At 63.9% G+C, this 11,917-nt stretch carries 11 protein-coding genes; all 11 read right to left on the bottom strand.

Annotated elements, in window-relative coordinates:
- Positions 1 to 172 precede the first annotated feature (172 nt).
- The 11 genes from tuf to CH268_RS20640 all read right to left on the bottom strand — a co-directional run bounded on the left by tuf (position 173) and on the right by CH268_RS20640 (position 11,913).
- Positions 173 to 1,363: an elongation factor Tu gene (tuf, locus tag CH268_RS20690; RefSeq protein ID WP_032365471.1), complete on the bottom strand. Its 1,191-nt coding sequence runs from the start codon at positions 1,361 to 1,363 to the stop codon at positions 173 to 175.
- A 102-nt stretch (positions 1,364 to 1,465) separates the two neighbouring features.
- Positions 1,466 to 3,568 carry an elongation factor G gene (gene fusA, locus CH268_RS20685; protein ID WP_027498159.1) on the bottom strand — a complete coding sequence of 701 codons (2,103 nt, stop codon included), beginning with the start codon at positions 3,566 to 3,568 and terminating at the stop codon, positions 1,466 to 1,468.
- A 95-nt stretch (positions 3,569 to 3,663) separates the two neighbouring features.
- Complete coding sequence (gene rpsG, locus CH268_RS20680; RefSeq protein ID WP_003941856.1) at positions 3,664 to 4,134, bottom strand: 30S ribosomal protein S7; 471 nt, start codon at positions 4,132 to 4,134, stop codon at positions 3,664 to 3,666.
- 1 nt (position 4,135) lies between these two features.
- Complete coding sequence (gene rpsL / locus CH268_RS20675; protein WP_094665758.1) at positions 4,136 to 4,510, bottom strand: 30S ribosomal protein S12; 375 nt, start codon at positions 4,508 to 4,510, stop codon at positions 4,136 to 4,138.
- Positions 4,511 to 4,786: 276 nt separating this feature from the next.
- Complete coding sequence (locus CH268_RS20670) at positions 4,787 to 5,329, bottom strand: DUF3558 domain-containing protein (protein WP_094665757.1); 543 nt, start codon at positions 5,327 to 5,329, stop codon at positions 4,787 to 4,789.
- Positions 5,326 to 5,844 carry a DUF3558 domain-containing protein gene (locus CH268_RS20665; RefSeq protein WP_027498162.1) on the bottom strand — a complete coding sequence of 173 codons (519 nt, stop codon included), beginning with the start codon at positions 5,842 to 5,844 and terminating at the stop codon, positions 5,326 to 5,328. Before CH268_RS20665 ends, CH268_RS20670 begins: the two co-directional genes overlap by 4 nt.
- A 72-nt stretch (positions 5,845 to 5,916) precedes the next feature.
- Positions 5,917 to 7,332 carry a guanine deaminase gene (locus tag CH268_RS20660; protein WP_094665756.1) on the bottom strand — a complete coding sequence of 472 codons (1,416 nt, stop codon included), beginning with the start codon at positions 7,330 to 7,332 and terminating at the stop codon, positions 5,917 to 5,919.
- 46 nt (positions 7,333 to 7,378) lie between these two features.
- Positions 7,379 to 8,002 carry a TetR/AcrR family transcriptional regulator gene (locus tag CH268_RS20655; protein WP_027498164.1) on the bottom strand — a complete coding sequence of 208 codons (624 nt, stop codon included), beginning with the start codon at positions 8,000 to 8,002 and terminating at the stop codon, positions 7,379 to 7,381.
- Positions 8,003 to 8,027: 25 nt separating this feature from the next.
- Positions 8,028 to 8,780 carry an enoyl-CoA hydratase family protein gene (locus CH268_RS20650; protein ID WP_032375412.1) on the bottom strand — a complete coding sequence of 251 codons (753 nt, stop codon included), beginning with the start codon at positions 8,778 to 8,780 and terminating at the stop codon, positions 8,028 to 8,030.
- On the bottom strand, positions 8,780 to 9,940 hold the full coding sequence (locus CH268_RS20645; protein ID WP_094665755.1) for an acyl-CoA dehydrogenase family protein: 1,161 nt from the start codon (positions 9,938 to 9,940) through the stop codon (positions 8,780 to 8,782). Before CH268_RS20645 ends, CH268_RS20650 begins: the two co-directional genes overlap by 1 nt.
- Entirely contained in the window at positions 9,937 to 11,913 is a 1,977-nt protein-coding gene (locus CH268_RS20640) for an acetyl/propionyl/methylcrotonyl-CoA carboxylase subunit alpha (protein WP_094665754.1), read from the bottom strand. The genes CH268_RS20645 and CH268_RS20640 overlap by 4 nt, the downstream gene beginning before the upstream one ends.
- Between the last annotated feature and the right edge of the window lie 4 nt (positions 11,914 to 11,917).

Raw genomic sequence — 11,917 nt, 5'->3', positions numbered from 1 at the left:
GGGAGGGCCGTCCAACGGGAGGGCCGTCCAACGGGAGGGCCGTCCAACGGGAGGGCCGTCCAACGGGAGGGCCACACAAGGGAGGCCGCACATTGAGGAGGTCGCGTGCACACGCAAAAGCGGCACCCACCAGAAGGTGGGTGCCGCTTTAGTAGAGCTGGGTGAAGCTAGATCACTTGATGATCTTCGTGACGCGACCGGCTCCGACGGTACGACCGCCCTCACGGATTGCGAAACGCAGGCCGACGTCCATGGCGACCGGCTGGATCAGCGTGACGGACATCTCGGTGTTGTCACCGGGCATGACCATCTCGGTGCCCTCGGGGAGGGTCACAACGCCCGTAACGTCCGTGGTACGGAAGTAGAACTGCGGGCGGTAGTTGTTGAAGAACGGCGTGTGGCGGCCGCCCTCGTCCTTCGAGAGGATGTAGGCGTTGCCCTCGAACTCCGTGTGGGGAGTCGTGGTGCCGGGCTTGATGATGACCTGTCCACGCTCGACGTCTTCGCGCTTGATGCCACGAACGAGGAGGCCGACGTTGTCGCCTGCCTGGCCCGAGTCGAGCAGCTTGCGGAACATTTCGATGCCGGTGACGGTGGTCTTGGTCGAGCCGGGGCGGATGCCGACGATCTCGACCTCTTCGTTGACGTTGACCGAGCCGCGCTCGATACGTCCGGTGACCACGGTGCCACGACCGGTGATGGTGAAGACGTCCTCGACGGGCATGAGGAACGGCTTGTCGGTCTCACGGACGGGGTCCGGAACCGAGTCGTCGACGGCCTGCATGAGCTCCAGAACCGACTCGCCCCACTTCTCGTCACCCTCGAGTGCCTTGAGTGCGGAGACCTTGATGACCGGTGCGTCCTCGTCGAACTCCTGCGAAGCGAGGAGCTCGCGGACCTCCATCTCGACGAGCTCGATGATCTCGTCGTCGTCGACCATGTCGGCCTTGTTCAGTGCGACCAGGATGTACGGCACGCCGACCTGGCGGGCCAGGAGCACGTGCTCGCGGGTCTGCGGCATCGGGCCATCGGTAGCTGCCACGACCAGGATTGCGCCGTCCATCTGTGCCGCGCCGGTGATCATGTTCTTGATGTAGTCGGCGTGACCCGGTGCATCGACGTGCGCGTAGTGGCGCTTGTCGGTCTGGTACTCGACGTGGGAGATGTTGATCGTGATACCACGAGCCTTCTCCTCCGGAGCCTTGTCGATCTGATCGAAAGCCGAGGCCTCGTTCAGGTCCGGGAACTTGTCGTGCAGAACCTTGGTGATTGCAGCCGTCAGCGTCGTCTTACCGTGGTCAACGTGACCGATGGTGCCGATGTTGACGTGCGGCTTCGTCCGATCGAACTTCGCCTTCGCCACTGTGTGTCCTCCTGGACTGATCTGTGCGCGCCCCTGCGGGGCAAGCACGCGTATGTGTTGTTACTTATTACAGGTCGAGCGTGGTCCAGCAAACGAAGAGAATTACTCTCCGTTGACCTTCGCGATGATTTCCTTCGCTACGTTCGCGGGAACTTCTGCGTACGAATCGAAGACCATGGAGTAGTTAGCGCGGCCCTGCGTCTTCGACCGAAGGTCTCCGATGTAGCCGAACATCTCCGACAGCGGAACCAGTGCCTTGACGATACGGGCACCGCTGCGTTCCTCCATGGCCTGGATCTGACCACGGCGGGAGTTCAGGTCGCCGATGACCTCACCCATGTAATCCTCGGGCGTGATGACCTCGACGGCCATGACGGGTTCGAGGATGACGGGGCTGGCCTTGCGGGCGGCTTCCTTGAACGCTTGTGAGCCGGCGACCTTGAAGGCCATTTCCGACGAGTCGACGTCGTGGTAAGCACCGTCGAGCAGTGTGACCTTGACGTTGACCAGGGGGTATCCGGCGAGAACACCGTACTGCATGGCGTCCTGTGCACCGGCGTCGACCGAGGGGATGTACTCCCTGGGCACACGACCACCGGAGACCTTGTTCTCGAACTCGTAGGTCGCGCCGTCTTCGCCCTCGAAAGGCTCGAGCTTGATGATGACCTTCGCGAACTGGCCGGAGCCACCGGTCTGCTTCTTGTGCGTGTAGTCGTGCTTCTCGACCGTCTTGCGGATGGTCTCGCGGTACGCAACCTGCGGCTTGCCGACGTTGGCCTCGACCTTGAACTCGCGACGCATACGGTCGACGAGGATGTCGAGGTGGAGCTCGCCCATGCCGCCGATGACGGTCTGGCCGGTGTCCTCGTCCAGCTTCACCGAGAACGTGGGGTCCTCTTCGGCGAGCTTCTGGATGGCTGTTCCCAGCTTCTCCTGGTCGGACTTGGTCTTGGGCTCGATCGAGACCTGGATGACCGGGTCCGGGAAGCTCATGGACTCGAGGATGATCTGGTTCTGCGGATCGCAGAGCGTGTCACCCGTCGTGGTGTCCTTGAGGCCGATGACGGCGTAGATGTGACCGGCAGACGCGGTCGCGATCGCGTTCTCCTTGTTGGAGTGCATCTGGAACAGCTTGCCCAGACGCTCCTTCTTGCCCTTGGTCGAGTTGATGACCTGAGCGCCGGAGTCGACCTTGCCCGAGTACACCCGGACGTAGGTCAGCTTGCCGAAGAAGGGGTGCGTCGCGATCTTGAACGCGAGAGCCGCGAACGGCTCGTCTGCGGACGGCTTGCGAGTGATCTCCTTCTCCTCGTCGCCGACGGCGTGTCCGATGGTCTCGGCAACGTCGAGGGGAGACGGGAGGTAGTCGATGACCGCGTCGAGCATGGGCTGAACGCCCTTGTTCTTGAACGCGGATCCACACAGGATCGGGTACAGCTCGCTGTTGACCGTCATCTTGCGGATGGCGCCCTTGATCTCGTCGATCGTGAGCTCTTCGCCGCCGAAGTGCTTCTCCAGAAGCGCTTCGTCGGACTCGGCCACGGTCTCGAGCAGCTGCGTGCGGTACTCGTCTGCGCGCTCCTTGAGGTTTTCCGGGATCTCCTGGATCTCGTACTTCTCGCCGAGCTTGGTCTCGCCACTCCACACGAGAGCCTTCATCTGCACGAGGTCGATGACGCCCTCGAACTCGTTCTCTGCACCGATGGGCAGCTGGATGACCAGCGGCTTGGCACCGAGACGATCGATGATGGTCTGCACGGTGTAGTAGAAGTCCGCGCCGAGCTTGTCCATCTTGTTGACGAAGCAGATACGCGGCACGTCGTACTTGTCGGCCTGACGCCACACCTGCTCGGACTGCGGCTCGACACCTTCTTTGCCGTCGAACACTGCGACAGCGCCGTCGAGGACGCGGAGCGAACGCTCCACCTCGACGGTGAAGTCGACGTGACCGGGGGTGTCGATGATGTTGATCTGGTTGTCGTTCCAGAAGCACGTCGTGGCAGCAGAGGTGATCGTGATGCCACGCTCCTGCTCCTGCTCCATCCAGTCCATGGTGGCTGCGCCATCGTGAACTTCACCGATCTTGTAGGAGATACCGGTGTAGAAGAGGATGCGTTCGGTAGTGGTGGTCTTGCCGGCATCGATGTGGGCCATGATGCCGATGTTGCGGACCTTGTTGAGGTCGGTCAGCACGTCCTGTGCCACGAGTTAACCCGCCTTGGTGTTGGAAGAGGTATTGCCTGAGCTGATCAACGCTCCGGCGGCATCGGAAAGTTCCGAATACCGCCCGAGCGAGGAGATCACCAGCGGTAGTGGGCGAACGCCTTGTTGGCTTCGGCCATCTTGTGAGTGTCTTCGCGGCGCTTCACAGCGGCACCGAGGCCGTTGCTGGCGTCGAGCAACTCGTTCGCCAGACGCTCGACCATGGTCTTCTCACGACGAGCGCGCGAGAACGTGACCAGCCAGCGCAGTGCCAGCGTGGTGGAGCGGCCGGGACGAACCTCGACGGGCACCTGGTAGGTGGCACCGCCGACGCGTCGGCTGCGAACCTCGAGGGCCGGCTTGACGTTGTCGAGTGCACGCTTGAGCGTGACGACGGGGTCGGTGCCGGTCTTCTCGCGAGCCTGCTCGAGCGCCTGGTAGACGATGCGCTCTGCGGTCGACTTCTTGCCGTCGAGAAGGATCTTGTTGACGAGCTGCGTGACCAACGGCGATCCGTAGACCGGGTCGTTGATCAGCGGCCGCTTGGGTGCTGGGCCCTTGCGTGGCATATCAGCTCTTCTCCTTCTTGGCTCCGTAGCGGCTGCGAGCCTGCTTGCGGTTCTTGACACCCTGGGTGTCGAGCGAGCCGCGGATGATCTTGTAACGCACACCCGGGAGGTCCTTCACACGACCGCCGCGAACGAGCACCATCGAGTGCTCCTGCAGGTTGTGGCCCTCACCGGGGATGTACGCGGTGACCTCTACCGAGGTGGTCAGGCGAACGCGCGCGACCTTACGGAGAGCGGAGTTCGGCTTCCTGGGGGTGGTGGTGTACACGCGAGTGCACACACCACGGCGCTGGGGACTGCCCTTGAGGGCAGCGGTCTTCAGTTTCGCGACCTTGTCGGTGCGACCCTTACGGACCAGCTGGTTGATCGTTGGCATAAACCGGCTTTCTTCGTGTCGATAAACAGGGATCTAGCAGTTGGAGCAAGAGAACACTGCTCCTCACCCATGACGTCTCCGCGGGTCTCTTGCACCCCGCGGTCGGGTGTGTCGCATACCCCCACACGTCCAGCCGGTTGCGCGCTCTCGAGACGAACGTGCGCACGGCTGTACCTCGCATAGGCACACAAACGGTCCGGCCAGGCCGGACACGACCCATAACGATACCCGGCGGCGCGGCCTCGGGTCAAAACACCCTTCGCTCTGATACGCAACCTATCTGCTCAGGTTGAGTGTGAGGTCTGCCAGCTTCGCGGCCGCCTGGCAGGGATCGGGGTGTGCGACGCCCGGACGGTACTGCACCCACCACCCGAAGATGCCCGCCTGGTCCGCTCCGGCCGACACTCCGCACGAGTCCGGGTCGTTCGGGCGTTGAGCCTGTATTGCCTTGCGGCCCTGCACTGTTGTGTCGCTGACGGTGTACGTCATCTTCTCGTCGGCCGCCCGCTCGGCGGCCAGGGTGCCGGACTCGAACCAGTTGAACGTCACCTTCACGATGCCCGCGGAACCGATCAGATCCCATCGGCAGATCGCTCCGAAGAAGCCACGAGCGATCTCGTCGGCTCCGGTGGCATCGGCGATCTGGTCATCGGAGACGGCATCGCACTCGGTCAACAACTTGGTGAATTCTTGGTTGCCCGAGCCGGCATAGGACTGGGGCTTGGCCGTGCCCTCGACCGACTGAGAGCAACCGGCTGCGAGCAGCAGGGTCGCTGCGGCGGCGAAAACCCGTCTCGAAGTACTTGCTCGAGATTTCATTGCTTACGCTCCACGGTCAGCTTCGCCAGCTCGTTCCCGACGTCGCACGGCGGGCGCGCCGGAATTTGCTCGGAGTAGGTGACCGACCAATGGAAGAAGTCGTCTCCGAACTGGACACCGATCTCGCACAACGGGCCCTGCTCGGCTTCGAATCCGGGGTTTCCGTCGATGGCGATGTCCTTGGCCGGACGGCCGATCAGTTCGGAACCGGCGCGTTCGCGGCCGATCGGACTGCCGCGATACCAGGAGAAGCTGACACTCGGTCCGCTGATGGCCACGGTTTCCCACTGACAGCCGACGGAGTTGCGGGTGACTTGGGCAAACGGTCCGGCACCGAACGCGGCCTGCACCTCGGCGTCGCTGATCGATCCGCATTCGCCGAAGAACGGGCCGGGCTCGTACGCGGCCTTGCTCGTCGACGGCTCGGGCGCGGTATCGGCGGCGTCGGTATCCGAGCCACCGCAGCCTGCGATCAGCGCGGCGACCGCGGTGATCACCAGTGTCACTCGCTTCATGCCGTCCTTCGCGTGCTGGTCCGATGCTGCAGTTCGCGTCGCACTGAACCTACCAACCGAACAGGGCAGCGGTCATGTGCCGTGCACAGCGCGTCCTTGGACGTACACACCCACGATGGCCGGCTCTCGCATGGCCATCAGCAGGGCGAACAGGGTCTGGTCGCGGGCCAGCTCGGGGTCCTCGGCGCGCACGCCGTGGTCGACGGCCGCAGCCAGCTGCGGCCACGCGTCGGGATCGACGACGACGAAGTCCGCCTCTTTCCCCACGTCGAAGTTTCCGATGCGCTCCTCCATGTCGAGAGCACGTGCCCCGGCGAGCGTTCCGGTGAACAACAGTTCGGCCGGATGCAACGACAGGCCTGCGTCTCCCGGTTCGGAGATGTGCACCTTGAACGCGTCGGCGAGTACCTGCGGTAGTAGCCACTCGTCACCGCCACCGAAATCGGACCCGATGGCGATGGTGACCCCGGCGGCGACGGTTCTCTTCCACGGCATCGTGCCCGAGCCCAGGAACTGCTGCGAGGTGGGACAGTGCGCGATGGACGTACCCGTCTCGGCCAACCTCGTCAGTTCCGCGTCCTCGCAGTGCACCGCGTGCGCCAGGATCGACCGTCGACCCAGCAGGCTCTTGCCCCCTACTTTCGAGCCCGGCAGGAACTTGCCGTCGTAGGTATCGAGGTAGTTCTCGACCTGGTACGCGCCCTTGGTGGCGTCGATCTCGCCGGTGCCCGGTCGGTTGTTCTCGTTGAGGTGCGTGTGGAAGTAGACGCCTCTGCCGCGTACGGAGTCGTAGAGCTCGCCGAGGTTCCTTAGTGTGTCCGTGGTCACCGACAGCGAGAACCGCGGTACGACGGCAACGTGCAGCATCGCCGTGTCGACGTCGCCGGTATCGGCGGCGTGCCACTTCTCTATCTCCTCTGACACCAGGCGGATCGCCTCGTCCTCACCGGTGATCAGCGCGTGCGCCGACGCGGGGCCGGTGGTCTGGATCCCGCGGCCACTGACGATGCGCAGTCCGTGCTCGAGCGTCTCGGAGAACAAAGAATCCTGTGCGTGCGGGAATGCCGACCCGAACACCATGGCCTGCGTCGTCCCAGCGCGAATGCGTGCTGCGCAGAAGTCGCGCGCGGCCGCCGCCGCGAATTCCGGATCGGCGAATCGTGCTTCGGACGGAAAGATGCACGTGTTCAGCCATTCGAGCAATTGTCCGCCGCCGTAGGAGTCACCGGCGTAGGTCTGTGGGAAATGAATGTGCGTGTCGACAAATCCCGGCAGCAGAAAGCCGGGCCGGTGATCCGACACATCCACATGAGTGTATTGCGTTGGCAGAGAATCGAACTCGCCGCAGAACTCGATCCTGCCCTCGCCTGAGACCACGAGGGCACCGTCGGGAATCGAGACCAACGACGCGGCGGCGTCCAGCACTGTGGGCGAGCCCGCGATGTGAAAGATGTGGCCACGGTGGACGCGTGCGGAATCGGAAGTCACGAGCAGACTCAAGCACAGGTGGATCGGAACTGCAGATCGTGCGCGTCTAGTGCGCTACCGCTCCTACGGCGGACAGCCGCGCGTTCAACGAGGCGTCGAGCACATCGGCCCAGGCTCGCACGATTTCGACGCGGCGACGCGCGTCGTCGGTCAGGACGTCCGCGAGACCGAGCCCACGCGCCAGGTCGAGCGTCGCCTGGACCAGACGGTGGGTGACGGGATCGTTGTCGTCGACTCCGAGGTTCTCGACGGCCATCGTGTGTGCTCGACGACCGAATCGCTCTTCGAGTGGGACGATCCGATCGCGCAGCTCCGGATCGGCCGACGCGGCTGTCCAGACCTGCAGTGCCGCTTTGAACATCGGACCCGTGTAGTACTCGACGAGCCGTTCCACCACCAGTTTCGTTCGGCCGGGTCCGGGCGGAATCTCCTGTGCCTCGCGGCGAGCATGGTCCATCCGAGTGTCGAACATGTACTCGAGTGCCCCGGTGATGAGGTCCTCACGCGTCGGGAAATGGTGTTGGGTGGCACCGCGAGAGACGCCGGCGCGCTCGGCGACGACCCCGACCGTCGTTGCGCTCCAGCCCTGCTCGGCGAGCGAGTCGATCGTCGCCTCGAGCAGTCGCTGACGCGTCACCCTGCTGCGATCCTGCTTGGGTTCGCGCGCCATCACCATCTCCCTGCTCCTTCTCGACCTACTTTTCGGCAGCCCAGGACGGCGGCCTCTTCTCCAGAAAGGACATCATCCCCTCTCGGGCCTCCTCCGATGCAAACAACCTGGCCGATTGCTCGGCGACGGCCGTTCCGCGCTCGTCGATCTCGCGCCGGATCGCAGCGGTGGTGAGCTGTTTGGACTCGGCCAAGCCCTGCGGCGAGCACTTCCTGAACATGATCATGTAGTCGGCCACCGCGGCCGCGGGAACGGCGTCGGCCACGGTGACCAGCCCGATCTCCTGGGCCGTGGCACCGTCGAACGTCTCGCCGGTGAGGAAATATCGACTCGCCGCCCGGGACGACAGTCGCGGCAACACGGCGACGGAGATGACCGACGCCGCCAGTCCGAGGCGAACCTCGGTCAGCGCGAACGAGCTTTCCGGTCCGGCAATGGCGACGTCGCACGCCGCCACGAGCCCCATCCCGCCTGCCCGCACATGACCATCGATCTGTACGACGACGGGTTTCGGGGTGTCGATGATCAGCCGCATCAGATCCAGCATCTGCCGAGTCCGAAGCTCCGGCGACGCCCCGGCTTCCCGGAGATCTGCACCGGCGCAGAACGTCGTACCGGTGTGACCGAGCACGATCGTTCTGATGTCGTCGTCGTGCGCCGCAGCGATGAGGCCCGCTGTCAGCTCCTCGACCAACACCGACGACAGCGCGTTTCGGTTCTGCGGCGAATCCAACGTCAAATACGCTGTGTCCTTGCCCGACTCGACGAGAACGGCCATCAGTAGCTTCTCGGCAGGCCGAGCGAGTGCTGGCTCACGAAGTTCAGGATCATCTCCCGGCTCACCGGAGCAACGCGGGCAATACGGGCGGCTCCGAGCATCGCAGCCAATCCGTATTCACTGCTCAACCCGGCACCACCGTGGGTTTGGATCGCCTGATCGAGTGCCTTGATACTGGCCTCGGCAGCAGCATATTTCGCCATGTTCGCGGCCTCTGCCGCTCCGAAATCGTCGCCGGAGTCATAGAGCCCCGCGGCCTTCTGCATCATCAATTTCGCCAACTCCAGCTCGATCTTGCACTGCGCCAACGGGTGCGCCAAACCCTGGTGAGCGCCGATCGGCGTCTTCCAGACCGTCCGCTCGTTGGCGTATTTCACCGCCGCGTCCAGCGCGTAGCGACCCATACCGACAGCCATCGCGGCACCGAGAATGCGCTCGGGGTTCAAGCCGGCGAACAGCTGCATCAGGGCAGCGTCGGCCTCACCGACGAGCGCCTCGGCGGGCAACCGGACGTCGTCGAGGAACAGCACGAACTGATGATCGGGCTCGACGATGTCCATCTCCATCTGCGTCTTCTGCAGTCCCGGAGCGTCGGTAGGCACGATGAACAGCGCCGGCTTGAGCTTGCCGGTCTTGGAATCCTCGGTCCGCGCAACGATCAACACGGCGTCGGCCTGATCCACGCCCGAGATATAGATCTTGTTGCCCTTCAAGATCCATTCGTCACCGTCGCGACGCGCCGTGGTGGTGATCTGGTGCGAGTTCGATCCGGCGTCGGGCTCGGTGATGCCGAAGACCATGATCTTGGAACCGTCGGCGAGAGCGGTGAGCCACTCCTGCTTCTGGTCTGCCGTGCCGTACTTGCCGATGATGGTGCCGCAGATGGCCGGACTGACGACGACGAGCAGCAGACCGGCACCGTGCGCGGCCAACTCCTCCTGCACGAGCGCGAGTTCGTAGATGCCTGCGCCGCCGCCGCCGTATTCCTCGGGCAGATTGACCCCGAGGAAGCCGAGCTTGCCCGCCTCGTTCCACAGTTCGGTCAGTGGCTCACCTTTACGCGCCTTGGGCAGCACGTAATCGATGTAGTTGTAGCGCTTGCCCAGTGACGAGACTGCGTTGCGCAGACCCTTCTGCTCTTCGGTTTCGATGAAACTCATGGTTGCTCCACTCCGTTATCGGTGACTACTGGCGTGTCGGTGACTACTGCCAAGACCTGTCCTACCTCGACTTGCTGACCCTGCTGCACGTTCAGTTCGGTGAGCACACCATCGGCGGGTGCAGTCACGGTGTGCTCCATCTTCATCGCCTCCAGCCACAGAATGGGCTGGCCTGCGGTGACGGTATCTCCCTGCGCAGCAGCAATTCTGATGACGCTGCCCGGCATCGGCGCAAGCAGTGATCCGGCCGCCACCTCGTCGGTGGGGTCGGTGAACCTCGGTGCTCGAACCAATCGGACGGGGCCCAGGGAAGAATCCACGAACACGTCGGACCCGTAGGTGCTCACTGCGAAGATACGACGAATACCGTTGTCGTCGAGCGTCACCGAGGTCGGTGTGTGCCCCACCAGTTCGACACCCTCCACCGAGGAAGTGAGTCCGCTGCGTCCGATCGAGTATTCGACGGTGATGTCGTTGTACGTCTTGCGCTGCGGTTGCGACCGGAGATTGCGCCAGCCGCCGGGTAGACCCCGGTTCACCCGAGCTCGCGAGACGTTGCTCGCCGCGTCGGCCAAGGCAGCCGCGAGCGCCGACAGTTCCTCGGCCCCGCCCTGTGCAATCGGCTGAGCCAGGACATCGAGGCCGTGCGTGTCGAAGAAGGCAGTATCGGTGTCGCCCGCCAGGAACGCCGGATGGCGCAGAATGTTCACCAGCAGATCGCGATTGGTCTTCAGACCGTGAATGGTGGCGTTCTGCAGCGCTTTCGCCAACAGAGTCGCCGCTCGGTCCCGCGTCGGGGCGAAGGAGATCACCTTGGCGAGCATGGGGTCGTACTGCGTTCCCACCACGCTGCCCGTCTCGACGCCGGAATCGACTCTGATGTATCCAGCTTTGTCCGACACCTCGAACTTCGCACCGGGGATCTCGAATCGGTGCACGGCACCGCTCTGCGGCTGCCAGTCCTGAGCCGGATCCTCGGCGTACAGCCGAACCTCGATCGAGTGTCCCCGTGTCGTGGGCTGTTCGGCCGGTAGCCGCTCCCCCGCCGCAACCTGGATCTGCAGCGCAACGAGATCCAGACCCGTCGTGCATTCGGTGACCGGATGCTCCACCTGCAAGCGGGTGTTCATCTCGAGGAAGAAGAAATTTCCCTTTTCGTCGGCGAGGAATTCGACGGTCCCTGCACCCTCGTAGCCGATGGCCTCGGATGCCAGTGTGGCTGCCTCGAACAGCTTCTCGCGCATGCCGTCGATGCGTTCGACGAGCGGCGACGGAGCTTCCTCGACGACCTTCTGGTGCCTGCGTTGGATCGAGCATTCACGCTCGCCCACCGTCCACACCGTGCCGAATCGATCGGCCATGACCTGAACTTCGATGTGCCGTCCGGTTTCGATGTACCGCTCGATGAACACCGTTCCATCGCCGAAGGCCGACAGGGCTTCTCGTCCGGCTGCCTCGAGCTCCGACTGCACTGCGTCGAGACTGCGGACGATGCGCATCCCCCGACCGCCGCCGCCCGCGGAGGCCTTGATCAGTACCGGTAGCTCGTTCTCGGTGACCGACTCGGGATCGAGTCGAGTCAACACCGGCACTCCGGCGTCGGCCATCATCTTCTTGGACTCGACCTTCGAGCCCATCGATTCGATGGCCTTGACGGGCGGTCCGATCCAGGTCAACCCGGCGTCGAGTACCTGCCGGGCGAATTCGGCGTTCTCGGAGAGGAATCCGTATCCCGGATGCACCGCGTCGGCTCCGGCCTGCACCGCGGCGGCGATGATCAATTCTCCGCGCAAGTAGGTCTCGGACGGGCTCTGCCCAGGCAGACGCACAGCGGAGTCCGCCTCACGCACATGGGGAGATGCCGCGTCGGCGTCGGAGAAGACCGCGACGGTATCGATGCCCTCCGCGCGGCAGGTGGTGAAGACGCGTCGGGCGATTTCGCCGCGATTGGCCACGAGGACTTTGTTCAGCATGCGG

Source organism: Rhodococcus sp. 06-1460-1B, from assembly GCF_002258475.1.
Classification (GTDB): domain Bacteria; phylum Actinomycetota; class Actinomycetes; order Mycobacteriales; family Mycobacteriaceae; genus Rhodococcoides; species Rhodococcoides fascians.
The sequence above is the reverse complement of the archived record's forward strand: the minus strand, read 5'-3'. Positions and strand labels throughout refer to the sequence as shown.

Coding starts and splice junctions, on each gene's coding strand:
- rpsG (WP_003941856.1), bottom strand. CDS start 4,134: ATGCCACGCAAGGGCCCAGCACCCAAGCGGCCGCTGATCAACGACCCG.
- rpsL (WP_094665758.1), bottom strand. CDS start 4,510: ATGCCAACGATCAACCAGCTGGTCCGTAAGGGTCGCACCGACAAGGTC.
- CH268_RS20670 (WP_094665757.1), bottom strand. CDS start 5,329: ATGAAATCTCGAGCAAGTACTTCGAGACGGGTTTTCGCCGCCGCAGCG.
- CH268_RS20665 (WP_027498162.1), bottom strand. CDS start 5,844: ATGAAGCGAGTGACACTGGTGATCACCGCGGTCGCCGCGCTGATCGCA.
- CH268_RS20655 (WP_027498164.1), bottom strand. CDS start 8,002: ATGGCGCGCGAACCCAAGCAGGATCGCAGCAGGGTGACGCGTCAGCGA.
- CH268_RS20650 (WP_032375412.1), bottom strand. CDS start 8,780: ATGGCCGTTCTCGTCGAGTCGGGCAAGGACACAGCGTATTTGACGTTG.
- CH268_RS20645 (WP_094665755.1), bottom strand. CDS start 9,940: ATGAGTTTCATCGAAACCGAAGAGCAGAAGGGTCTGCGCAACGCAGTC.
- CH268_RS20640 (WP_094665754.1), bottom strand. CDS start 11,913: ATGCTGAACAAAGTCCTCGTGGCCAATCGCGGCGAAATCGCCCGACGC.